This is a genomic window from Phocaeicola sartorii JCM 17136 = DSM 21941 (genome assembly GCF_054653615.1).
The window spans coordinates 3,176,507-3,201,612 of sequence record NZ_BAAIFW010000005.1 but is presented as its reverse complement, the minus strand read 5'-3'; the positions used below and the strand labels follow the sequence as shown (position 1 = coordinate 3,201,612).

Annotated in this window: 20 protein-coding genes and 3 tRNA genes; 13 read left to right on the top strand and 10 right to left on the bottom strand. The window is 44.0% G+C overall.

The window, feature by feature from the left end; all coding sequences use genetic code 11:
• Positions 1-44: 44 nt before the first annotated feature.
• A complete protein-coding gene (gene pgl, locus ACYQ0C_RS13670) occupies positions 45-749 on the top strand; it encodes a 6-phosphogluconolactonase (RefSeq protein WP_016276046.1) in 705 nt (234 codons plus the stop codon).
• A 299-nt stretch (positions 750-1,048) separates the two neighbouring features.
• On the opposite strand, the gene cydB is transcribed toward pgl, so the two are convergent.
• The 3 genes from cydB to ACYQ0C_RS13655 form a co-directional block, all read right to left on the bottom strand.
• Entirely contained in the window at positions 1,049-2,194 is a 1,146-nt protein-coding gene (gene cydB, locus ACYQ0C_RS13665; protein ID WP_016276047.1) for a cytochrome d ubiquinol oxidase subunit II, read from the bottom strand.
• A 160-nt stretch (positions 2,195-2,354) separates the two neighbouring features.
• The gene (locus ACYQ0C_RS13660) at positions 2,355-3,857 is read right to left on the bottom strand and encodes a cytochrome ubiquinol oxidase subunit I (protein ID WP_016276048.1); all 1,503 of its coding nucleotides are present in this window, start codon (positions 3,855-3,857) and stop codon (positions 2,355-2,357) included.
• Positions 3,858-3,880: 23 nt separating this feature from the next.
• Positions 3,881-4,099, bottom strand: a complete 219-nt coding sequence (locus ACYQ0C_RS13655; protein ID WP_016276049.1) for a DUF4492 domain-containing protein — start codon at positions 4,097-4,099, stop codon at positions 3,881-3,883.
• Positions 4,100-4,252: 153 nt separating this feature from the next.
• Between ACYQ0C_RS13655 and ACYQ0C_RS13650 the strand changes: the two genes are divergently transcribed.
• The 11 genes from ACYQ0C_RS13650 to ACYQ0C_RS13600 all read left to right on the top strand — a co-directional run bounded on the left by ACYQ0C_RS13650 (position 4,253) and on the right by ACYQ0C_RS13600 (position 15,417).
• Positions 4,253-5,596 carry a TolC family protein gene (locus ACYQ0C_RS13650; protein WP_016276050.1) on the top strand — a complete coding sequence of 448 codons (1,344 nt, stop codon included), beginning with the start codon at positions 4,253-4,255 and terminating at the stop codon, positions 5,594-5,596.
• A 24-nt stretch (positions 5,597-5,620) separates the two neighbouring features.
• A complete protein-coding gene (locus tag ACYQ0C_RS13645; RefSeq protein WP_032941672.1) occupies positions 5,621-6,844 on the top strand; it encodes an efflux RND transporter periplasmic adaptor subunit in 1,224 nt (407 codons plus the stop codon).
• A 41-nt stretch (positions 6,845-6,885) separates the two neighbouring features.
• Positions 6,886-7,629, top strand: coding sequence for an ABC transporter ATP-binding protein (locus tag ACYQ0C_RS13640; protein WP_016276052.1), 744 nt, complete (start codon positions 6,886-6,888; stop codon positions 7,627-7,629).
• A gap of 19 nt (positions 7,630-7,648) precedes the next feature.
• Positions 7,649-8,869, top strand: coding sequence for an ABC transporter permease (locus tag ACYQ0C_RS13635; protein WP_016276053.1), 1,221 nt, complete (start codon positions 7,649-7,651; stop codon positions 8,867-8,869).
• Positions 8,870-8,961: 92 nt separating this feature from the next.
• Entirely contained in the window at positions 8,962-10,020 is a 1,059-nt protein-coding gene (locus ACYQ0C_RS13630) for a sensor histidine kinase (protein ID WP_016276054.1), read from the top strand.
• Positions 10,017-10,742 (top strand): LytR/AlgR family response regulator transcription factor, encoded by a 726-nt coding sequence (locus ACYQ0C_RS13625; protein WP_016276055.1) that lies wholly within the window; start codon positions 10,017-10,019, stop codon positions 10,740-10,742. The genes ACYQ0C_RS13630 and ACYQ0C_RS13625 overlap by 4 nt, the downstream gene beginning before the upstream one ends.
• A gap of 365 nt (positions 10,743-11,107) precedes the next feature.
• Positions 11,108-11,803, top strand: a complete 696-nt coding sequence (locus ACYQ0C_RS13620; protein WP_016276057.1) for a hemerythrin domain-containing protein — start codon at positions 11,108-11,110, stop codon at positions 11,801-11,803.
• Complete coding sequence (locus ACYQ0C_RS13615) at positions 11,800-12,411, top strand: response regulator transcription factor (RefSeq protein WP_016276058.1); 612 nt, start codon at positions 11,800-11,802, stop codon at positions 12,409-12,411. Before ACYQ0C_RS13620 ends, ACYQ0C_RS13615 begins: the two co-directional genes overlap by 4 nt.
• A gap of 311 nt (positions 12,412-12,722) precedes the next feature.
• A complete protein-coding gene (locus ACYQ0C_RS13610; protein ID WP_025017417.1) occupies positions 12,723-13,463 on the top strand; it encodes a (Fe-S)-binding protein in 741 nt (246 codons plus the stop codon).
• Positions 13,460-14,827, top strand: coding sequence for a lactate utilization protein B (locus tag ACYQ0C_RS13605; protein ID WP_016276060.1), 1,368 nt, complete (start codon positions 13,460-13,462; stop codon positions 14,825-14,827). The genes ACYQ0C_RS13610 and ACYQ0C_RS13605 overlap by 4 nt, the downstream gene beginning before the upstream one ends.
• Positions 14,828-14,829: 2 nt before the next feature.
• Positions 14,830-15,417: a LutC/YkgG family protein gene (locus tag ACYQ0C_RS13600; RefSeq protein WP_016276061.1), complete on the top strand. Its 588-nt coding sequence runs from the start codon at positions 14,830-14,832 to the stop codon at positions 15,415-15,417.
• Between the two features lie 96 nt (positions 15,418-15,513).
• Here the strand turns inward: ACYQ0C_RS13600 and pflA are convergent, their stop codons facing one another.
• The 7 genes from pflA to feoB all read right to left on the bottom strand — a co-directional run bounded on the left by pflA (position 15,514) and on the right by feoB (position 23,612).
• Positions 15,514-16,242 carry a pyruvate formate-lyase-activating protein gene (gene pflA / locus ACYQ0C_RS13595; protein WP_016276062.1) on the bottom strand — a complete coding sequence of 243 codons (729 nt, stop codon included), beginning with the start codon at positions 16,240-16,242 and terminating at the stop codon, positions 15,514-15,516.
• Positions 16,243-16,310: 68 nt separating this feature from the next.
• Entirely contained in the window at positions 16,311-18,539 is a 2,229-nt protein-coding gene (pflB, locus tag ACYQ0C_RS13590; RefSeq protein WP_016276063.1) for a formate C-acetyltransferase, read from the bottom strand.
• A gap of 237 nt (positions 18,540-18,776) precedes the next feature.
• Positions 18,777-18,849, bottom strand: a tRNA-Glu gene (locus ACYQ0C_RS13585).
• Between the two features lie 366 nt (positions 18,850-19,215).
• Positions 19,216-19,302: transfer RNA gene (locus tag ACYQ0C_RS13580), tRNA-Ser, on the bottom strand.
• A gap of 142 nt (positions 19,303-19,444) precedes the next feature.
• Positions 19,445-20,539 carry a hypothetical protein gene (locus ACYQ0C_RS13575; RefSeq protein ID WP_016276065.1) on the bottom strand — a complete coding sequence of 365 codons (1,095 nt, stop codon included), beginning with the start codon at positions 20,537-20,539 and terminating at the stop codon, positions 19,445-19,447.
• Between the two features lie 217 nt (positions 20,540-20,756).
• A tRNA-Cys gene (locus ACYQ0C_RS13570) sits at positions 20,757-20,831 on the bottom strand.
• Between the two features lie 312 nt (positions 20,832-21,143).
• Complete coding sequence (gene feoB, locus ACYQ0C_RS13565) at positions 21,144-23,612, bottom strand: ferrous iron transport protein B (RefSeq protein ID WP_016276066.1); 2,469 nt, start codon at positions 23,610-23,612, stop codon at positions 21,144-21,146.
• 120 nt (positions 23,613-23,732) lie between these two features.
• Between feoB and tilS the strand changes: the two genes are divergently transcribed.
• Complete coding sequence (gene tilS / locus ACYQ0C_RS13560) at positions 23,733-25,037, top strand: tRNA lysidine(34) synthetase TilS (protein ID WP_016276067.1); 1,305 nt, start codon at positions 23,733-23,735, stop codon at positions 25,035-25,037.
• The last annotated feature ends 69 nt before the right edge of the window (positions 25,038-25,106 follow it).

Below are 25,106 nucleotides of genomic sequence, written 5' to 3'. Positions count from 1 at the left end.
GTGGATAGTAAGTTTTAAACAGCAAACTCTAAGTGATAAATAGCATGATTGACCGTAACCTGTATGCATCGCCTGTACAAGCATCGCAAGCCTTGATAACTCATATATTGGAAGCAATGGATGAAGAACCTGAACGTCCTTTTACCATTGCTCTTTCCGGAGGAACTACTCCTGCCACACTTTTCGAGGTTTGGGAGCGTGAATATGCCGCATATACTCCTTGGTTCCGTATTTATTTCTATTGGGTGGACGAGCGTTGCGTGCCTCCTGACGATGAGCTGAGTAATTTTGGCCTGGCAAACCGTCTGTTGCTTAGTAAAATAGAGATTCCATCCAGTCATTACTACCGTATTGTGGGTGAGGGTGTTCCTGAAGAAGAAACCAAACAATATTCTTCCATAGTCAAGACTACTGTTCCGACCGTGGATGGTGTGCCTGTTTTTGATTTTGTATTATTAGGGATAGGAGAGGATGGACATACATCATCCATTTTCCCCGACCGTCAGGATCTTCTTACTGTCGGGGAACCGTATGGTGTGTCCGTCAATCCTTATAATAAAACCGTGCGTATATGCATGACGGGATTTCCCTTGATAGAAGCTCGGCATACCTGTTTTTTGGTGACGGGCGAGAACAAATGCAGTATTCTGAAAGAAATTCTTGATAAAAATAAGGAAGAGGTCTATCCAGCGTCCTATATCTGGCATCATGCACGTAATCCACAATTGTATGCATCACTTGTATCATAATATTTCTTTTAGGTGAAGAAGCTTTCAAACGAAAATAACTTTCAAGATGGGGAAATGAAGTAACTATGGATGCTATGTGCTCTATAGATATAAAAAAAGGAGCAACGCCTTGCTCCAACCTTTGTTAACCTTAAATCTAATACTATGAAAAACACATTGCAAAGGTACGTATATTTCGGAAATTTGCAAGAACTTCCCTTTATTTTATAGGTTGAAACAATGTTATTTAACATAGAAAGACACCCTGTTTACAGCTATTTGCAAAACAGAGTGTCTGATCTATGATTCATTAAGACTCTTTAATAAGCGTGTCCGTCTTGTTCCAGTTCCTTTGCTGTGATGGGCTTACGGTCTATAGCACGCCATGCATAAATGATATATGCCAGTACGAAAGGTACCAGAATGGAAACGTATGCCATGGTGCGCAGGGTAAACTCGCTGGAGCAACTGTTTGCCAAAGTCAGCGAACTTTGTAAATCGGCTGTTGACGGGTAATAAGCCGTATTATTATATCCCGCACAAAGCAATAAAGCCAATACAGTCAGTACAACTCCTGTTCCGGTAAACCAGATACCATTGGTTGAAGTCTTGCTGAAGACAGCCCTTCCGATGCCCCAAAGTACTCCGACAACTCCTGACAGGAACAATACCAGTAATAGAGGCATATCCATCAGATTGATGAAATACTTGTAAGGTTCCATATAAACTTCCTTTGTTTCGGGATTTACAGCGAAACCATCAGCCAATAAAGTACGGATCACAAATGCCAGAAATAGAATAAGGAAAGGAATGGCATCTGTTATAAGCTGACGGCGGCAGCGGGGGATCAATTCTTTATCTCGGATGTTATTGATAAAATACAGATTGCCCAAAAGGCGGGCCAGGAAGAATACGGCAAATCCCAATACTAGATTCCAAGGATTGGTCAGCGCATCCAGTCCGTGCCATCCGTTTGCCCAACTGCTGATGACAGGCATCAGCTCATTACCCATATTTCCTTTATTGACCAGGAAATTGGAGCCGGTAAAGAATGTGGCTACCGCACCTCCCAGCAATAGAGGTCCCACAATACCATTTATAACCAGAAACCATTGGTAAGTACGTTTTCCAAGCAGATTGCCCAGTTTGGATTGGAATTCGTATGAAACAGCCTGCAATACGAAACTGAAAAGAATAATCATCCATAACCAGTAAGCACCACCGAAACTGGTACTGTAGAACAGCGGGAAAGAAGCGAAAAAGGCGCCACCGAAAGTGACAAGGGTGGTAAAAGTAAACTCCCATTTGCGTCCCGTAGAGTTTACCAGCAATGCACGCTCTTCGTCATTTCGGCCAAGCGTGAACAGTAAGGAATTGCCACCCTGCACAAAGAGCAGGAACACCAACAAAGCACCTAGTAACGATACCAGGAACCACCAATAATTTTGTAGAAATATATAGTCCATAATATTCTAAATTAAAAATTGAGAATTGAATATTGAAAAATAGAATTAGAGAAACTTGAATTAAAAAAGAATGACTTGCTGGTGGAATTAATTATTTGTATGTAGCCCGTTCATTGCGCAGCCTGAATTATTTCCACCTTTCTCATTTATTCCTTAATTTTTAATTCTTTATTCCCTCGGGACCTTTCTTGATGGCCTTCAGCATGATGCCTATTTCTGCAAAGAGCAGAACAGTGAACAATAGAAGGAAGATAAAGAAAGTAAGCTGTACGGAACCTGTCTGCAATTTGGAGATGGCTGCCCCTACAGGCAACATATCCTGTATAGCCCATGGCTGGCGTCCCACTTCGGCTACCACCCAGCCTGCCTGACTGCCGATGTAGGCTAGTGGAATAGTCCACAAAGCCACTCGTTGCAACCATCGCATATCGGCCAGTTTCTCTTTTTTCGATACAATCAGTACTATAATAAAGAACAGGATGAAATAACCTCCCAGCCCCACCATGATCCGGAATGACCAGAAAGTAAGTCCTACATTAGGAACCAGATGGGCGGGATCTTTAATATATCCGTAACCAAAATATTTCACGTTTTCGTCCAATGTCTTGCGGGCTACGGCAGCGCTTGCTTCGTCACCTGCCTTATGCGCTTTGCGGAATGCATCCAGGGCGGCAATGGCAGTCTGTCCACGTTTAATCTTCTCTTCGGCCGATAAAGCGGTTGTGCCATCGGGCATCTGATAACCACCCTCCAGCAGATTGTTGATACCCGGCACATACCCGTCTATCTCGTGAGTGGCAAGAATGGAAAGCATTTTGGGAATTTTCAAATTGCCTGCAATGGTGAAGGGCACTCCGTTTCCACCATCGTGTAATCCTTCGGCGGCAGCCATTTTCATGGGTTGTACTTTGGCTACTTGTACTCCCGAAATATCACCTGTCCATGCAGTGACAAGAGAGGCGAACAGACCTACGGCGGCGGCAACTTTGATGCTGCTTAGGGCGAACTTCTTCTGACGATTGCGCAGCAAATACCAACAACTTATTCCTACTACAAAGACGGCTCCCAGTATCCAACTGCTTAGCACTGTATGGAAAAACTTGGCGACAGCCATGGGGGAGAGGGCGACAGCTGCAAAGTCCACCATTTCATTTCTTACTGTTTCTGGGTTGAACGCTATCCCTACGGGATATTGCATCCAGGCATTGGCGACTAAAATCCACCAGGCGGAGATCGTTGCCCCCAGTCCGGTAAGCCAGGTGGAGGCCAGATGGAAACGCTTGCTCACTTTGTTCCAGCCGAAGAACATAACGGCAATGAAAGTGGCTTCCATGAAGAATGCCAGAATCCCTTCGATAGCCAGCGGAGCTCCGAAGATATCGCCCACAAACCAGGAATAGTTACTCCAGTTAGTTCCAAACTCGAATTCCAGAATCAGGCCGGTGGCAACACCTACGGCGAAATTGATTCCGAACAGTTTCATCCAGAATTTAGCTGTGTTCTTCCAGAATTCCTTACCTGTTGTCACATAGAAGGTTTCCATGAGTCCCATTATCACAGCCAACCCCAAAGTGAGAGGTACGAAAAGCCAGTGATACATGGCCGTCAGAGCGAACTGCGCCCTTGACCAGTCAATTAATGAAGTGTCAATGTTTTCAAACATAACTTTCTGATTTATTTAAATGTTTATGGATTTGCCCGTTCTATTAACTCCTCACCTACATATTGTTGTTTCTCTTCTGTTGTCTTCCCACCAAGGAAAGAGGGGAAGAAGAAAAGTTTCAGAATAAAGAACATGATGAACAGTTTGATAAGAATAATCGCCCAGAGAGTGCGTCCCAAGGTCATCTCGCGAAAACCGTCGCGATAGAATATCCAGATGCGTGTCAACAAAGAATCACTCATAAATTTATCTTAAAGTTGTAATAATTACAAAGAAAAACACTTTATCGGTAAAAAGCAAGTTTTTATCTATGGAAATCTTCCACAAATCTATAGTTATTGCTAAAATATTCACGACCCTCTACTTTTGTAGTAACAAATTAAACAGTAAAAAGGATGAGACAACGAACAGTATATTTTGCAATGATTTGGGCCGTGGTCACTTCGGTTTCCGCCCAAGAGGTCAGAAAGTGGACGCTGGACGACTGCATAGACTATGCATTGGAGAAGAATATCCAATTACAACAGAACAAAATTTCATTGGAAGAAAGCTCGGTAGATGTGAAAACCGCTAGAGCAGCCCTCTTTCCCAGTCTGTCGTTCAGCACAGGGCAGAATGTGACGAACCGTCCGTATCAGGAAAACAGTAACACGGTAAGCGGAACGGAAATCATCAGTAGTGACAGTAAAACTACTTATAATGGGAACTATGGTCTGAATGCACAGTGGACATTGTGGAATGGTAACAAACGGTTGAATGCTATCAAACAAAAGAAGACCAGTCAACAGATAGCAGGGCTTACCGTAGCCGAAACAGAAAACTCTCTGCAAGAGCAGATAGCACAAATCTTCATCCAGATACTTTATGCCGACGAGTCTGTGAAGATTAACCGGAATACCTTGCAGGTGACTCAGGTCACATACGACAGAGGAAAGGAGCTTTTTCATGAAGGAAGTATCTCGAAAGCCGATTTGGCGCAGCTGGAGTCACAGGTAAGCAGTGACAAATACCAGTTGGTGACCTCCGAAAGTTCCTTGCGCGATTATAAATTACAATTGAAGCAGTTGTTGGAGTTGGACGGTACGGAAGAAATGGATTTGGTTCTTCCCGAGCTGGCCGATGAGCATGTGTTGCAGCCGTTGCCTGCTCAGGAGGATATCTATCAGCAAGCTCTGGCGTCACGTCCGGAAATTCAAAGCGGCAAGTTGAGTATAGAGAATGCCAAACTGGACATATCGGTGGCCAAAGCCGGTTATCTGCCTACCATCAGTCTGAGTGCGTCTACGGGGAGTATGACAAACAGCGGCAGTGACAATAGCTGGAGCAAGCAAATGAAATATGGCTGGAACAATATGATAGGATTGAACGTGAGCATCCCGATTTTTGATAACCGGCAGAATAAAAGTGCCGTACAGAAGGCGCGTTTGCAATATGACAGCAGTCTGCTCGATTTGATAAACAAGCAAAAGGAACTCTATAAGAATATAGAAAGCTTGTGGTTGGACGCTGCAAATGCTCAGGAGCAATATGCGGCGGCCGAAAGCAAGCTGAAAAGCAGCCGGGCCAGTTATGAGATGGTCAGCGAGCAGTTCAATCTGGGGATGAAGAATACCGTGGAGTTGCTTACCGAGAAGAATAACCTGCTCAGTGCACAGCAGCAACGTATCCAGGCCAAGTACATGGCTATCCTGGACCGGACTTTACTGAACTTCTATGCAGGCCGCGATCTGAAATTATAATAATAATGCTATACATATTCTATTATGGAAAAGAAAAAAATGATTCTCACTACAGTGGCAGCTGTAGTAGTTGTGGCAGGCGGTTTTTGGATACTTGGCGGACCGGAGGGGAAAAGTACGGTCGATTTCGCGACGGAAGCCGTAACGAAAGGCAATGTCAGTAATTTCATCACTGCTACCGGAACCATCGAACCGGTGACAGAGGTGGAAGTGGGTACGCAGGTATCCGGTATCATTGACAAAATTTATGTGGATTACAACTCCGTGGTAAAGAAGGGGGAATTGATAGCCGAGATGGATAAGGTGACGTTGCAAAGTGAACTTCAGTCGGCAAAGGCCACCTACGATGGAAATAAGGCCGAGTACGACTATCAGAAGAAATTGTATGACCGCAATCGTAAACTGCACGAGAAGCAATTAATCAGCGATACGAACTATGAGGAAACTGTCTATAATTTCCAACGTGCCCAAAGCGCATGGGAACAGAGTAAGGCGGCTCTGGCAAAAGCCGAACGTAACCTGTCGTACGCAACAATCACCTCGCCCATCGACGGAGTGGTGACTAGCCGTGATGTGGAAGAAGGACAGACCGTAGCATCCGGTTTCGAGACTCCGACACTGTTCACTATCGCTGCCGACCTGACTAAGATGCAGGTAGTGGCCGATGTGGATGAAGCAGATATTGCCGGGGTGGAGGAAGGAGCCCGTGTGACCTTTACTGTGGATGCTTATCCCGATGACGTGTTCGAAGGAGTAGTCAGACAGATTCGTTTGGGGAGTACGAACAGCACCAACAGTAGCTCTTCGACAACCAGCAGTACTACTGTGGTTACTTACGAGGTGGTGATAACGGCTGATAATCCCGATTTGAAACTGAAACCGCGTCTTACCGCTAATGCTACCATCTATACATTGACCAGGGACAATGTGCTGATTGTCCCCAACAAGGCTTTGCGCTTCACTCCCAACAAAGACATAGTGGGAGGGCGTAAGATAAACGACTGCCAGGGCAGCCATAAGGTGTGGACACTGGATAACAATATCTTTACCGCTCATTTTGTGGAAATAGGTATTACTGATGGCAGCAGGACTGAAATCGTAAGTGGCATTGCTGAGAATACACGGGTAGTGACAGAAACGGTGGTAAGAGGCAGTATGCCTGGAATGGAAGAACCGTCTGCCGGAGAAGGTGAAAGAAATCCGTTCATGCCGGGGCCTCCGGGAGGTAATAAAAAGAAGAATAAATAATAAAAGGTAATGCTTCCGTCTACATTGAAAGAATAAATCACATGAAAAAGATAATCGAATTACAAAACATAAAACGGAATTTCCAGGTAGGCGATGAAACCGTTCACGCTCTGCGTGGCATCTCTTTCACCATCTATGAAGGAGAGTTCGTCACTATTATGGGTACTTCCGGCTCCGGCAAGTCCACTTTGCTGAATACGTTGGGATGCCTTGATACTCCTACCAGCGGCGAATATCTGTTGGATGGCGTGTCCGTGCGTACCATGAGCAAACCTCAGCGAGCCGTGCTGCGCAATCGTAAGATAGGTTTCGTGTTCCAGAACTATAATCTGTTGCCTAAGACGACAGCCGTAGAGAATGTGGAGCTTCCCTTGATGTACAACTCGTCCGTTCCGGCTTCCGAAAGACGGAAACGTGCCATTGAATCACTGATCGCCGTGGGGCTGGGCGATCGTCTGGAGCACAAATCCAACCAGATGTCCGGCGGACAGATGCAGCGTGTGGCCATTGCCCGCGCCTTGGTGAACAATCCTGCCGTTATTCTAGCCGATGAGGCGACCGGTAATCTGGATACTCGTACCTCTTTCGAGATTCTGGTACTTTTCCAGAAGTTGCACGCCGAAGGTCGTACGCTTATTTTCGTCACACACAATCCCGAAATAGCCCAATACAGTAGCCGTAACATTCGCTTGCGTGACGGGCATGTAGTGGAAGACGCTGTCAATTCTCAAATCCTTTCGGCTGCTGCTACATTGGCTGCCCTGCCCAAGAATGATGAGGACTAACCATTAAAAAAGAATTAATATGAACGGAACAAATCTACTTAAAATAGCTCTTCGGGCGCTTGTCAACAACAAACTCCGCGCCTTCCTTACCATGTTGGGTATCATCATCGGTGTGGCATCGGTCATCGCCATGCTTGCCATCGGGCAGGGTTCTAAAAAGAGCATCCAGCAACAAATCTCAGAGATGGGCTCGAACATGATTATGATTCATCCGGGGGCGGAGATGCGTGGAGGTGTCCGTCAGGACCCTTCAGCCATGCAGACACTGAAACTGGAAAATTATGAGAAGTTGAGCGAAGAGTGTACGTACCTCTCCGGCATCAGTCCCAATGTTTCTTCCTCGGGGCAACTCGTTGCGGGGGCCAACAACTACCCGTCTTCGGTGAGTGGGGTAAGTATGGATTATCTTACCATACGTCAGCTCACTGTGGAGCAGGGGGAGATGTTTACCGAGAATGACATTCGTACGGCAGCCAAGGTCTGTGTCATCGGTAAAACCATTGTCGATAATCTTTTTTCCGACGGCTCGGACCCGATAGGGAAAGTGATCCGTTGCAACCAGATCCCTTTCCGGGTAATCGGTGTGCTGAAGTCAAAAGGGTATAATTCTATGGGTATGGACCAGGATGATGTGGTGCTGGCTCCTTACAGTACGGTGATGAAACGATTGCTGGCACAGACTTACTTGAGTGGAATTTTCGCTTCGGCCCTGACAGAAGATATGACCGATGAGGCTGTAGATGAAATTACGACCATTCTGCGCCGTGAACATAAACTGAAAGGAACGGATGATGATGACTTTACCATCCGCACCCAGCAGGAACTGAGCAGTATGCTCAATACTACAACAGACCTGATGACCACGCTGTTGGCTTGTATTGCCGGCATTTCTCTGGTAGTCGGAGGTATCGGTATCATGAATATCATGTATGTATCTGTAACGGAGCGTACTCGTGAGATCGGTCTGCGTATGTCGGTCGGAGCGCGGGGAGTCGATATTCTGAGCCAGTTTCTGATAGAGGCTATCCTGATCAGCATTACGGGTGGTTTGATAGGAGTGATTATCGGTTGCGGAGCCAGCTTTATGATTAAGGCGATAGCGCATTGGCCTGTATTTATCCAGCCTTGGAGTGTGTTGCTTTCATTCTTGGTATGTACCGTTACCGGTGTGTTCTTCGGATGGTATCCGGCAAAGAAGGCCGCAGACCTTGATCCGATAGACGCTTTGCGTTATGAATAAGGATGAAAAGGAGATTCCTGTTCAACAGTTTCTTATGGAATAAGAGGCATGGAAATCTTATTTATAATCTAATCTTTCTTATCTTTGCCTGTATGAAACATTTATTTTCACAGCGACATTTTTTAGAACTGAGTATCCATATTGTCAGCTGGCTGCTCATTTTTGGCTTTCCGCTTGTATTCATGGAGCGTGGAAGTGGCTTCAATCCAGCCCAATTCTTGAGGCATAGTTGTGTTCCTTTGTGCTATTTTATTATCTTCTATGTCAATTACTTATGGCTGGTTCCCCGCTATATGTTCATGGACGAAATGCGTAAGTATATTCTGAGCGATGCCGTGCTGATACTTTGTCTGAGTATACTTCTTCATGTATTTCTGGAAAGTATAAGTACGCCTCCGCCCCCTGAGTTTGCGCGTCATATTCCACCTCGCTGGATATTCTATGTGCGGGATATGGGGATGATGATTTTTGTCGCCGGATTGGGTGCGGCCATCCGTACCAGTCTGCGCTGGCGTCAGGCGGAAGAACGGTTGATAGAAACAGAGAGACAAAAGACGGAAGCGGAGCTGAAAAACTTGAAGAACCAGTTGAATCCTCATTTCCTGCTCAACACATTAAATAATATTTATGCTCTGATTGCTTTTAACAGTGATAAGGCGCAAGAGGCGGTACAGGAGTTGAGTAAATTGTTGCGCCATGTGCTCTATGACAATCAGCAGACTTTTGTTCCGCTTGAAAAAGAACTTGATTTTATCCGTAATTATGTAGCACTGATGCGTATCCGTCTGCCACAGCAGGTAGAGGTGAGTGTGAATCTGGAGGCGGACTCCGGTGGTGCGTTGCGGATTGCTCCCCTTATTTTCATATCGCTGATAGAAAATGCCTTCAAGCATGGCATCAGCCCCACAGCCGGCAGTTTTATCAGCATCTCTATCTCCGGACATGCGGACGGTATGGTGAGGTGTGAGATTCTTAACAGCAACTATCCGAAGTCCGGACAAGATAAAAGCGGAAGCGGAGTGGGGTTGGAACAGGTGGGCAAACGGCTGGAACTGATTTATCCGGGACATTACGAATGGATAAAAGGGGTCAGTGAAAACGGACAGGTATATTCTTCTATATTAACCATACAGACTAATAAAAGCTTATGATACTGAATTGCGCTATTGTCGATGACGAGCCGCTGGCTTTGGAATTGCTGAGAAGCTATGTGGAAAAAACATCTTTCCTCCGATTGGTAGGGAGGTACTCCAGTGCGGTGCAAGCTATGACGGAAATCCCTCTTCACGAGGAGGTGCATATCTTGTTCCTTGATATTCAAATGCCTGAGTTGAACGGTTTGGAGTTTTCACGTATGGTCAGCCCTGGAACAAGGATTATTTTTACGACCGCATTCGGACAGTATGCTTTGGACAGCTATAAAGTCAATGCCTTGGACTATTTGTTGAAACCAGTCAGCTATGTCGATTTTTTACAATCAGTGAACAAGGCGATGCAATGGTATGAACTGAAACAAAAGGCGGATAATGGTATTGGTACCGATGAATCGGAGAATTGTATATATGTAAAAAGTGATTACAAACTGATTCGGATTGCTTTAGACCGGATACTGTATATAGAAGGGTTGAAAGATTACGTTAAAATCCATGTGGAGGATGAGCCGAAAGCTGTCTTGTCACTGATCAGTATGAAAGCTATGGAAGAGAAGCTTCCTTCCAGTCGTTTCATTCGCGTACATCGCTCGTTTATAGTGCAAAAGAGTAAGATCAAGGTGATTGACCGGGGACGGATTGTTTTCGGTAAGGAGTATATTCCGGTCTCTGATAGTTATAAGCAGGAACTGCAGACGTACTTGAGCGGTCATTCTGTTTGAAGAATGTGATATTTGAACGATAAAAGTAGATATTTTGTCGATATCTTTTTGCTAAAAAGAAATAATCTTTTTATATTTGCAGCATAGACAAGGGAAGTTGTGAAACTTCTTAATAGAATAGTTTAGTTAAGTCTAGTTTAGTTTTTGTGTTGTAAGTGCTCCCATCGTAAGCGAACGAATGGGAGCACGTTTTTTAGGTGCCTGTATGGGGGCTGTCTCTGCAACAAATCCGGAGGTGGGTTGGGGCATTGACCGGTTTGAATGGAGATTGCGGAATACAAAAGAAAATACCTATTTATAGTGATTGATAACCCTGATGATTTTCCGTAACTTTGTGCCCAAAAAGAGAAACAAAAAACATAACTATGTATAAAACAAGTAAATATACTCCGGCGGACAAAATGAGTTATCTTATCTGCGATAATTATACATTGCTACAGGTAATGAGTCGTTTTGATCTTTCGTTGGGGTTTGGAGACAAGACAGTACAGGAGGTGTGCCGTGAAAATGGAGTGGACTGTCGTACTTTCCTTGCGGTGGTGAACTTCATGATTGAAGATAGCGACCGGATGGAGGATGATGTGAAGGATATTTCTATGCCTTCACTGATGAGTTATTTAAAACAGGCACATCATTATTTCCTTGATTTCTGTCTGCCTACCATACGCCGTAAACTGATAGAAGCTATAGACTGCTCTACGGAAAACGAGGTTGCGTTCCTCATTTTGAAATTCTTCGACCAGTACGCCGGAGAGGTGCGTAAACACATGGATTATGAAGATGTGAATGTGTTTACTTACGTAGAGAATCTGATGACCGGACGGGAAACGGGAGGATTTCGTATCTCGCAGTTTGCCCGCAGGCATGACCAGATAGATGCGACACTGACCGAGCTAAAAAACATCATTATTAAATATTATCCGGCTAAAGGAAATAATCATTTGTTGAACGCCGTATTATTCGATATATTCAGTTGTGAGCAAGATTTGGCATCCCATTGCCGTGTAGAGGATTACTTGTTTGTGCCTGCTGTGCGCAGGCTGGAAAAGGAGGGGAAATGAAACGGACAGAACTAGTGCACGTTGCGGTGGCCGAAACTTCAGTCATTGTGCGTAGCGGACTTGTGGCTGTGCTGAGGCGCATGCCTGATCTTACAATACAGCCGGTGGAAATAACTTCCCTTGAAGGATTGCAGAATTGTATGCAGGGACGTCAGCCGGATATTCTAATTATAAATCCTGCATTCGGAGGGTGGTTTAATGTGGATGAGTTTAAATCGAACTATCCACGGGCATCTACCAGGTGTGTCTCTTTGTTGTGCTCAGTCACGGACTCCAATTTGCTGAAAGGATACGATGAGGGTATCGCGCTGTATGATGATATTGAAGTTCTAAATAAAAAGTTAGTGGATCTGATGAATCTGGGTGTGGATGAGACAGATGGTGAACAGGAAACACTGAGCCAGCGTGAGAAAGAAATTATTTGTTGTGTGGTACGTGGAATGACGAATAAGGAAACGGCGGAAAAATTGTTCCTTTCCATTCATACGGTGATAACTCACCGCCGGAATATTGCGCGCAAGCTACAGATACATTCACCTGCCGGATTGACTATTTATGCTATCGTAAACAAACTGGTGGAACTAAGCGAGGTGAAGATGAGCTTATAGTACCTATAAATAGTGAGTGGTAAGAGGCAGAATACCTGAAAGAAGTGATTGTGGGGGTGCGTCCTAACCTCTATCTTTGCACTATAAGTTAGTCATATAGAAATTACGTAAACCACAAAGTTAGTTATTAGTTGAAAGTACTCTCTACGAAGTGATTCGTGGGGAGTATTTTTTTATTAGTGAAGTCTCTACTCACAATATTATGCTTTTTTATTTGCTTCGCTTCATAATTCGTTAGAAATCCCGTTGCTTTCTTAACAAATATCCTCTAACTTTGTTATCCAGTATAGGACATATATTAACTAATGACAATGAAAGTAGGTTTATTTATTCCTTGTTATATCAATGCGGTATATCCGCAGGTAGGGATAGCCTCGTACAAACTGCTGAGAAGTCTGGGCGTAGATGTGGATTATCCGCTCGATCAGACTTGTTGCGGTCAACCGATGGCGAATGCAGGTTTTGAGAATGAAGCGGTAGATTTGGCCCGCCGTTTTGACGAACAGTTCAAAAATTACGATTACATAGTGGGCCCTTCAGCTAGTTGCGCCGTATTTGTACGTGATAACTACGGTCGTCTTTTGAAGGAGGACAAGCATCGGTGTGCCAGTGAAGGTAAGATATATGATATCTGTGAGTTTATCCATGATATAGTTAGACCTGCTTCGTTGAAAGCAAGGTTCCCGCATAAAGTAAGTCTGCAAAACAGTTGCCATGGAGTGAGACTGATGAAACTTTCTTCTGCCAGCGAACTTAATATTCCTTACTTCAGCAAACTGCGTGATCTGCTCTCTTTGGTGGAAGGGGTGGAAGTTGTGGAACCGGAACGCAAAGACGAATGTTGCGGTTTCGGCGGTATGTTTGCCGTAGAGGAAGATGCGGTATCCGTGCAGATGGGGCATGACAAGGTGATGCGTCATATCGCTACCGGTGCCGAATACATTGTGGGGGCCGACAGTTCGTGTTTGATGCATCAGAACGGCATCATTGCCCGTGACAAGCTTCCTATCAAGACATTGCACATTGTTGAAATTTTAGCAGCAGGATTATGAGTACGAAACATTCAAAAGCGGCTGCGGAGTTTCTGAAAAACAAGAAACAGGCCGCATGGCATGACGAAACCCTTTGGCTGGTCAGGGCAAAGCGTGACAGGTTGAGTAAAGAAGTTCCCGAATGGGAGGAATTACGTGATATGGCATGTGCTACCAAACTATATAGTAACAGCCATCTGGATGAGTTGTTGGTGGAGTTTGAAAACAATGCGCGTGCTAACGGAGCCCATGTCTATTGGGCGAAGGATGCGGACGAGTATTGCAATATTGTCTACAATATTCTGAACCAGCACGGGGTAAAGCATTTTATAAAGAGCAAATCCATGTTGGCCGAAGAATGCGAACTCAACCCGTTTCTGGAAAACAAAGGTATTGAAGTAGTGGAAAGTGACTTGGGAGAGCGTATCTTGCAATTGATGCATCTGAAACCGAGCCATATTGTATTGCCCGCCATTCATATCAAACGTGAACAGGTGGGTGAGCTTTTCGAGAAAGAGATGGGTACGGAGAAAGGAAACTTTGACCCTACTTACCTTACACATGCAGCCCGGAAGAGTCTCCGCCAGAAATTTATTCATGCTGAGGCGGCTATGACAGGTGCTAACTTTGCTGTAGCTTCTACGGGTGAGATTGTGGTATGCACCAATGAAGGAAATGCGGATATGGGTACTTCCCAGCCCAAATTGCAGATTGCGGCTTTTGGTATGGAGAAAATAGTGCCGGACCGTGAATCATTAGGGGTGTTCACCCGTTTGTTGGCCCGTTCGGCTACAGGACAGCCCATTACTACATACACTTCCCACTACCGCAAGCCTCGTGAGGGTGGAGAATTTCATATTATTATTGTAGATAACGGACGTAGCAAGATACTGGCCGACCAAAAGCATATCAGGACTTTGAACTGTATCCGTTGTGGAGCCTGTATGAATACATGTCCTGTATATAGACGTAGTGGGGGGTATTCTTATACTTATTTTATTCCGGGTCCTATAGGGATTAATTTGGGCATGCTGAAGGCACCGTTGCATTATCATGATAACGTGTCGGCTTGTTCTTTGTGTTATTCCTGCTCGTTTGTATGCCCGGCCAAGGTGGATTTGGCGGAGCAGATTTATCTGTGGCGCCAGGATTTGGATAAGTTGGGTAAGGCAGACCGGATGAAGAAAGTGATGTCTGGTGGCATGAAATACATGATGAACCGTCCTTCGGTATTCAATATGGCATTAAAATGGGCGCCATTAGCAAACGGAATGCCTCGTTTCCTTATTTATAACGGACTGAACGACTGGGGTAAAGGGCGTGAAATGCCGAAATTTTCCAAGGAGAGTTTTAATGAAATGTGGAAGAAAGGTAAAGTGAAGTAATTATGAGCAGCAGAGAAGATATATTGCAGAGCATCCGGCGTGCTACACATGTAAAATATGAGAGACCGGATTTAAAGCCGTTGGAAGATATGGCACTGACTTATCCCGGTAAGGTAGAACAGTTTTATCTCATCATGAAGCAGGTGGGAGGGGAGGCCGTTCTTTTGGAAAAAGAGGAGGATGTGAATGATTTCATTAAAAAAGCTTATCCGGAAGCCAAACGCATCGCTTCTAATCTGAAGAGTATTACTTGTGCGACATTTAATCCCGATGATGTGGAGGATCCCGCAGAACTGAATGGGACGGATCTGGCCGTTATAGATGGAAAGATTGGGGTTGCGGAGAATGGTGCGGTATGGATAGAACAGGATGTAAAGCAGCGTGCCATTTATTTTATTGCCGAAAAATTGGTTATTCTTCTGGATAAGAATAAGATTGTGAACAATATGCATGAAGCATATAAGCTGATAGATACAGGCGGATATGGTTTCGGAACCTTTATTTCCGGTCCGTCAAAGACGGCCGATATTGAGCAGGCTTTGGTAATGGGTGCTCATGGAGCACGGGATGTGATGGTGGTGCTGATATAAATGTATTTTTCTTCTAATATATAAAGGAGATGAGCTGAAAATCAAGGAACTCATCTCCTAATATTTATAAATGTTGTTAGACCGGAGCGGGTTTGTCTAGTTCAGATATACGGTATTGAAATACTCACTAAATAAAGTTTGGGCTGTTTCCAACTGTTCTGGCGTATTTTCTTTTATTCCGTTCAGTTTGTATTCTTTTCCCATGGCTTCGTATTTGTGTACCCCTAATGTATGATAAGGTAGTATTTCCACTCTTTGAATCATTTGATAGTTCTTGAAGTGCTCTCCTAATGCCCGTATATCTTCTTCAAAGGAACTATAGCCCGGAACTAATACATAGCGCAACCAAAAAGGTTTCCTGTTTTTTTCAAGCCATCCGGCGGTACGTATGGTTTGTTCGTTGCTGCGTTCTGTCAGTTGCCGATGGCGCACATTATTAAATTCCTTGATGTCTAATAATACGAGGTCTGTCCATTGCAGCAGTTCCTCTACTTCCTCATTCCATATACTGCCATTGGTATCTATGCAGATGTGGATGCCTTGTTCTTTTAACCGCTGGAATAACGGAACCAGTGCTTTTGCTTGTAAGGTAGGTTCACCACCGCTGAAAGTCACGCCTCCTTTTTTACCGAAAAAAGCTTTCTGGCTGACAGCCATACGTACGATTTCGTCTATTGTCGTTTCCGTACTTTCCCCTTTGGTGTCAATTGTGTCGGGGTTGGCACAATAGAGGCATCGGAAATTGCATCCTTGTAAAAATACGACTAAGCGTAAGCCGGGACCGTCAAATGTCCCCATTGACTCGTAAGAATGTACTCTGATCATAATGGTTTGTCTTTAAACTGGTAAGGGCAGGTTCAAAACCCGCCCTTACGATGAATGTATATGGGATGTTACATTCTTTCGTGGAAAGAACGGCTGATTACTTCCAGCTGATGTTCACGACTCAATTTGATGAAGTTTACAGCATAACCTGACACACGGATGGTGAGTTGCGGGTATTTTTCAGGATGTTCCATCGCGTCTTCCAGCATTTCACGGTTCAGCACATTTACATTCAGATGATGTGCTCCTTTGGTGAAATAACCGTCCATCATGGTTATCAGATTCTCTATCCGGGTTTCCCGGTCTACTCCTAGTGATTTCGGTACGATAGAGAATGTGTTGCTGATTCCATCCTGAGCATCACGATAACGTAGTTTGGCTACAGAACTCAATGAGGCGATGGCGCCGTTCTTGTCACGTCCGTGCATCGGGTTGGCGCCCGGAGCGAAAGCGACCCCTTTGGCACGGCCGTCAGGAGTGGCGCCTGTTTTCTTGCCGTACATTACATTGGAGGTGATAGTCAGCAGTGACAGGGTAGGACGGGCATTTTTGTATACCGGATGTTTCTTTAATTCTTCACTGAAGAAATAAACCAAGTCTACTCCTAAATGATCTACACGGTCGTCATCATTACCGAAGCAAGGATATGCATTTTCAATATCAAAGCCTTCAGTCAAACCTATCTCATTACGTTTGGCACGTACCTTGCCGTATTTGATGGCAGACAATGAGTCAATAGCGATGGACAGACCGGCTACACCGTATGCCAGGTTGATACGCGGGTTGGTGTCAATGAATGCCATTTGGGCCTTTTCATAATAGTACTTGTCATGCATATAATGAATGATGTTCATCGCATCATTGTATACACGTGCAATTTGCATCAGTACTTTCTTATAGTTGGACCATACTTCTTCAAAGTTCAGCAAATCCCCTGTCAAGACAGGAATATCTTTCACCATTACAGTTCCTGTATTTTCGCAACGTCCGCCATTAATAGCCAGCAGTAGCGCCTTGGCCAGATTACAGCGTGCTCCGAAGAATTGGATTTGTTTGCCGATAGCTTGGTAAGATACGCAGCAGGCAATACCATAATCGTCACAATTACGTACTTCGCGCATCAGTGTATCATTTTCGTACTGTATGGAAGAAGTGTCAATTGAAACCTGTGCACAGAATTCCTTGAAACCCTCCGGTAGTTCCGGACTCCACAGTACAGTCATGTTAGGCTCGGGTGACGGGCCCAGATTGTACAGTGTCTGTAAGAAACGGAAAGAAGTCTTTGTTACTTTGGTGCGTCCGTCGTTGAAGCGTCCGCCGATAGATTCGGTCACCCAGGTTGGGTCACCTGCAAAGATGTCATTGTATGACTGCATACGCAGATGACGGACCATACGCAACTTGATGATGAACTGGTCAACTAATTCCTGAGCGAATGATTCGTCTATTTTACCGTGGTCCAGATCATACTGGATATAAATATCCAGAAATGAAGATACGTTACCCAATGACATGGCTGCTCCGTCTTGTTCTTTCACAGCAGCAAGATATGCCATATAAACCCATTGAACCGCTTCTTGTGCATTGGTAGCGGGACGGCTCAGGTTGAGTCCATAATATTCCCCCATCACTTTTATTTCCTTCAGCGCCTTGATTTGTTCGGCCACTTCCTCACGCAGGCGGATATGGGCATCAGTCATCGGACTGGTGATATTGCGCAAATCTTCTTGTTTTGCTTCAATCAGCCGGTCAATACCATACAGTGCCAGACGGCGGTAGTCACCGATGATGCGTCCGCGTGCATAGTTGTCGGGCAGGCCGGTCAGGAAACCGAGAGAACGGAAAGAGCGGATTTCTTCGGTATAAGCATCGAATACACCGTCATTATGGGTCTTGCGATAATGGGTGAAGATATCCTTTACTTTTTCATCTACTTCCACACCGTTTTCATGGCAGGCTTTTTCTACCACCTTGATACCACCGTATGGCTTGATGGCACGACGCAGAAGCTCGTCCGTCTGAAGACCTACAATCAGTTCGTTTTCACGGTCAATGTATCCTGCTTTATGTGAGGTGATGGTAGATACTGTTACATTATCAAGGGAACGAACTCCGTTATTGGCACGTTCTTCTTCCAGTGCCTTGAGGCATTCGTTCCACACTTTTTTAGTTCGCTCTGTGGGGCCTGCCAGGAATGAGGCATCGCCCTCATAAGGGGTAATGTTGGTCTGTACGAAGTCTGAAACATTGATTTCCTTACTCCACAATCCATCCTTAAAAACTTTGTTCATTTCCATACTGTTATTCCATTAAGAGATTTAGGGCTGCAAAGGTAGTCCTTTTTTGCGAGCTATGCATCACTATTAGTAGGTATAATGCGAATACTTGTGCATTTTTAAGTATAAAGTGGTCAATAAATGAAAAAATAAGGGGACTTTATTACTATGCGTCTACTTTAGGACAGTTCCGATTGTTGTTCCATTTTAAATTAAATAAAGCTAATTGATTATCAATAAATCAATTAGCTTTTAAAGTAGCGGAACCGGGAATCGAACCCGAGTTTCAGCCGTGAGAGGGCCGCGTCCTAGGCCACTAGACGATACCGCCATCAGTTGGTCTCAACTTCTTTTCTTAAGACGCTGCAAAGTTAGAAGTTTGTTTTTAATCTACAAAATAAAAAGTGATTTTTTTTATTCTTTTGCTATAAAATCGGAGTTTGATTTCTATGAAGAAACATCTGTTTATTTTATGTGGTAAGATAATTGAAGATCTGAAGAAAACCGGATTGTCTACGGTCTTCCCCGAAAACGAATAGGGAAGTCTTGGATTTTAATCTCCGGTGAAAATAGGGGAATATAGATGTAAACGTGATTCCTAGGGAATAATGACGGCCCGGAATGGTAAGGCTGATCCAAAACTATTGAAAAAGAGGGATAAAAAATAAGTCGTAAAATAATTTTTACGACTTATTCGCGGAAGCTGGGGGATTCGAACCCCCGGTACGGTTACCCGTACGTCAGTTTAGCAAACTGGTGGTTTCAGCCACTCACCCAAACTTCCTTTCTTTTAGAAGCGTTATCTCTCAAACGCGGTGCAAAGATAAAGGGATAAATTGAATTGTGCAAACCTTTTGCTATCTTTTTTAGATATATTTTTTTAATGAAATAATAAGATGCTGATAGTGAGGTGCTAATAGTTGAAATTAATATTTCTCCCAAAAATCCAAACATTCTTTAGCTACCTTTATTGGACAATGGTGCTTTTTAATATATTCAATGCTGTCGGCAGATAACTGGTGGATTTTATTCTTGTTGGCTAATAAACTCTCTAGTTTGTTATAAACGTCATTCTCTTCGGGACGTACATTGATGATAGGACGGAGCTTGTTTTCGCCTAACAGGTTATAGTATTCTTCTTCCGCGCCTCCCACAACAACAATTCCTTTGCTCATGGCATATAATGCATTTAATCCTGGAGAATAAGAGTAAAGTTGGTCTAACATCACATCGCATCCGTCCATAAAATATTCACATTCATCATACGAGGGGGAGACTGTTTGTTTAATTTCGCATGCTGATGGATGTCTGTAATATAATTTATAGAGGGCGCTATAGAGTTCGTCTTTGCCCTTCCACTCTTCACGATGATGTTTTAGGTTGATATAGAATTTCACTTTTTCTGTTTTTTTAGAAGGGGGATGTGGATGGGGGAATGATTCTATCGGGAAAGGAATGTATTTTGTTTTTCCGGAGAAATAGGGCAGATAGGCTAAATAGGATTCATAAAGGCTGGTGATGATTCCATTGCAATTGTTCGCAATAATGCGGTTTAATTTTCCTCTGAATCCATGCATCCAATTTATGATTGTCATTTTGTTGTCGATGGTATCCCGAAAAATACCATTGGCATAAAAATCACTGTATCGGAGGGTGTTTTTGTTCAAGCACATGTAAATCCAGTAAAAGTCATATTCAAATCCTCCTAAGAATATCTTCTTGTTATTCTTTTTGAGATATTGGAATACATACTGGAGTAGCTCGGGTTTTAATTCTAAAAAGTAGGGATTGACAAGTTGTACTACATCATATCCTTTGAGTTGGGGAAGGGCTTTCAGTAAATTGAAAGTGTTTTTAAGAATTCCCCAACGGATTGATGATTGATTTGGGCAGAGATTGTCAGAGGTGTCCAGCCATAAATTGCTATGGGATAATACATCAACTCTATGCCCTATAATTCTTAGGGCTTTTGCCAAAGTCCAATGTACATTGCTATACTCTCCTATTAATAAGATTTTCATAGACAGTCAATCATTATTTGATTAAATAGTTTATGCATTGGTAGCAAGTCGTTTTGCTATTCTTGATTTTCTATTCAACAAAAAAGTGTATGCTTTAGTTCTGATTATGAGGAGTTTTCGCAATAAAAAGAATTCTTCCCGTTCTTTCACTGCAAAGAACGTAAGTAGTTGAAAAACAAAAGGATTAGAAATTTTCATTCTAATCCTTTCTTGCTTTTGGAGGTTCCTGGCGGATTCGAACCGCCGTACACGGTTTTGCAGACCGCTGACTAAGCCACTCATCCAAGGAACCTTGTCATTAACAATCTTTGTTTCTCGATTGCGGTTGCAAAGGTACAACATTTTTTTTAATCTGCAAATATTCTGCTAATTTTTTCGTCCTTTCTCTGCACTTTTTTCGTAATCACATTTTTGTTTGTTGCGCATGGACTTTATGGCACAGTCCGAACTACAGCACTCACATGGATTGCTATTACTCTTTATGCGTTTGAAATACAGAAAGATACGTATGCCTGTCCATATCGTGCAGAGGCATACGATTGCAATGACTATGATTTGTTGTAATTCCATACTTGATAAACAAATAATTTGAGGTTTAGGTTTATTAAACGATAAAATTTCCTATTTGGAATACGGCAAATGCAACCAACCATGCCACTCCGGTGGTGTATCCTGCAGTGAATATAGCCCATTTCCAGCTGCCGGATTCTTGCTTGATTGCTGCAAAAGTGGCGATACAGGGGAAATAAATCAATACGAACAGCATATATGCTAATGCAACCAGCGGAGTAATGGGGATACGGTCGGAAAGATTCACATTTTCCATATCTCCCTCATTGGTGTATAAAACCCCCAGTGTGCTTACTACCAATTCCTTGGCGCCTACACCTGAAATAAGTCCGATTCCTAACTTCCAGTCAAATCCTAGCGGTTTGATAACAGGCTCTATTGCTTTGCCTATTTGTCCGATATATGAATTCTCTTGTTGTTCGGCCGCGCTTTCATACGCATCATGCTGCGGATAATACCCTAGAAACCAGATGATAATTGAGGCAATCATGATAATACCTCCCATCTTTTTCAGATATTGTGCTCCTTTTTCCCATGTATGGCGCATGATACTTTTAGAGGTAGGCATGCGATAGGGGGGAAGCTCCATCACAAATGGAGAATCTTCTCCTTTCACCAGAAATTTACTGAAAATGCGGGCCATTACTACTGCCAATAAAATGCCTGCCGTATAGATACAAAGCAGCATAAAGCTGGCGTAGTTAGGAAAGAAAGCACCTATCATCACTAAATATATGGGAAGACGCGCGCTACAGGACATTAAGGGATTCACCAACATGGTGATTAGTCTGGACTTTCGGTCTTCTATGGTACGTGTCGCCATTATGGCAGGTACATTACAACCGAATCCCATGATCAGCGGGATAAAGGACTTGCCATGCAGTCCCATCCGATGCATTATTTTATCCATGATAAATGCGGCGCGTGCCATATATCCCGAATCCTCCAGTATAGAGATGAAAAAGTATAATAGGAGGATATTGGGTAAGAAAACGATGACACCGCCCACTCCACCGATAATGCCATCTATCAGTAAGTCTTTCAAAGGGCCTTCGGCCATGTTGTTTCGTATCAGGTTGCCCAATTGGTCTACCAGCCATTCAATACCTTGCATGGGATAGTCGCCCAATACAAAAGTTCCCTCAAACATGATGTAAAGGAACAGGAAGAAAATAGGATATCCCCAAATGCGATGTGTCACAATACTGTCTATCACGCGGGTAGTCTGTTCTTTTTCCAAATGATTGTCGGTGAATGTTTCTTTCAAAGCTCCGGTGATGAAACCATATTTAGCATCCGTGATAGCTTGCTCGCTGTCTTCGTTCATTACTTTGCGGATACGTAGTGCTTCTTTGTTGCGTATCGCTATAATTTCTTTGCCGTTGGGCAGTGTGGAGATGAAGTTTTCTATTTCCTTGTCGTTTTCCAATAATTTGATGGATAGGAAGCGGGTGGAATATTTATGGCGTATGCTTTCGTTTTGGCTGATTGCTTTTTTGACTTCTTCGATACTGCGCTCCAGTTCTGGCCCATGGTTGATATGAATATGGCGCATATATCCGCGTGGACGGGCCTCTTCCTCTTCTTTATGACTCCCGAATTCGTGGTCGGGTACGTAGGTTTTGTGCCAGTCTCTCAGCTCTTCCAGAATTTCAGAGCGTATTTCGCCTTTTTGTGACAGGAAATCCCCTCCCTCGTAAATGCCGATGATCACATGGAACAGTTTGTCTATGCCTTCCCCCCGGCGGCAGACGGTAGGTACCATCGGTACTCCGGTCAGCTGGCTTAGTTTGGTGTAATCCAATTTATTTCCGCTGGCTTCCAGTTCATCGTACATATTCAGCGCGATGACCATACGCACATTCATGTCAATCAATTGAGTGGTAAGATAGAGATTGCGTTCCAGGTTAGAAGAGTCTGCCACGTTGATAATCACATCCGGAGTTTCTTCAATGATATGCTTGCGTACATAAAGTTCTTCCGGAGTATAAGCTGAAAGAGAATAAGTGCCGGGTAAATCTACAATACGGAAATGATAACCCTGGAAGTCGAAAAAACCTTCTTTGGCATCTACCGTCACACCGCTGTAGTTCCCTACATGTTCGTGGGCGCCGGATGCGATGTTGAATAGCGAAGTCTTTCCACAATTGGGATTCCCTACCAAGGCTACATTGATTGTACGGCGTTTACCTTTTGCCAGTGCCACCAGTTCCGATTCGGGCACAGGCACATCTTCTGTTATGGAACCATGGTAAGGGTTTTGCATCGTGCGTGCTTCCTGCTCGCTTACCACCTCAATCATATCTGCCTCTTGTCTTCGGAGGGAGATCTCGTAACCCAGTAGTCTGTATTTTATAGGATCTTTCAAGGGAGCGTTCAGGATTACCTCTACGGTCTTTCCTTTGATAAAACCCATCTCAACGATGCGCTTGCGGAAACCACCGTGACCTAAAACCTTGACTATTACGCCTTTCTCTCCTGTATTTAATTCGGATAAACGCATTTTATTTTAAATTTTCCGCAAAGATAAGTTATTACTTAGAAGTATGCAAACTATTTAGATTGTTTTTAAATAAAGAACGGGCGCTTTGTTTTTGTCTTGCAGAACCCTTATCTTTGTGCCATGTTTCATTGGAATATTCAGAAGTATATAGAGGAGAGGCAACTTTTCACCTTGCATGACAAGGTATTAGTGGCATTAAGTGGCGGGGCGGACTCCGTAGCTCTGTTGCGTGTCTTGCTTGTCTTAGGCTATCATTGTGAGGCTGCCCATTGTAATTTTCACCTTCGTGGTGAGGAATCCGACCGGGATGAAAGGTTTGTCAATGAGTTGTGTAAGGGGTTGGGAGTGGTTTTGCATGTCACTCATTTTGATACGGCCACTTATGCCTCACAGCATCATGTCTCTATTGAGATGGCAGCTCGCGAAATGCGCTATGCTTGGTTCGAACAACTGCGTAAGGAGAGGGGGATGGCTGTTATTGCCGTAGCCCATCATCGGGACGATAGTGTGGAAACTTTTCTGCTGAACTTGATACGTGGCGCGGGAATCAATGGCTTGAAAGGTATCAGTCCGCATAATGGCTGCATTGTACGGCCTTTGCTGGAGGTGAGCCGGCTGGATATTTTGGATTACTTGCGTTGTTTGCATCAAGGTTATGTTACAGACAGTACCAATCTGCAAGATGAATATATGCGTAATAAGATCCGTCTGAATATTCTTCCGATGTTGTGTGAGCTGAATCCTTCTGTCAGTGAAAGTATAGCTGAAACATCCAGACGTCTGACTGACGTTTCCCTTATATATAATAAGGAGATAGAGGCGGGAAAAGAACGGGTGATGGAAAAGTCCGGTCATATTCTTATTTCCCGTTTGATGGAAGAGAGTGCTCCGGCGGCTTTGCTGTTTGAGATTCTTCATCCGTTAGGTTTCAATTCCGTCCAGGTGGGAGATGTATTCCGCAGTTTGTCCGGCCAGTCGGGAAAAAGGTTTGTTTCCGCCGGATGGGAGGTGCTGCGTGACAGGACAGAGCTGATTATTCGCAGGAGGAAGTCGGCGGATGAGGAAGCGGAGGAAAATGTACCTCCGTTCCGGCTTGCAATGGAAACGCGGGAAATAATGCCGGACTTTGTCATTCCAAAGGATAAGGATACGGCCTGTTTGGATGCGGACAAGGTGGAGCAGCCTCTCACGGTGCGTAAATGGCGGCAGGGGGATAAGTTTGTTCCTTTTGGCATGAAGGGGAAAAAGAAGGTCAGCGATTATCTGACAGACCGTAAGTTTTCTCTTTTCCAGAAGGAAAATCAATACGTGGTTTGCTCTGTCGGCCAGATTGTATGGCTGGTAGGAGAGCGTAGCGATGACCGTTTCCGGGTGACGGAAGATACGAAACGGGTGCTGATTATACGGCAGTTACAGGATAAGTAGAATTTTTTTCCTTTCCAGGGTTTTCAAAAATGCTACATGATTTCTGAAATCTTGTAGCAAAAATCCGCG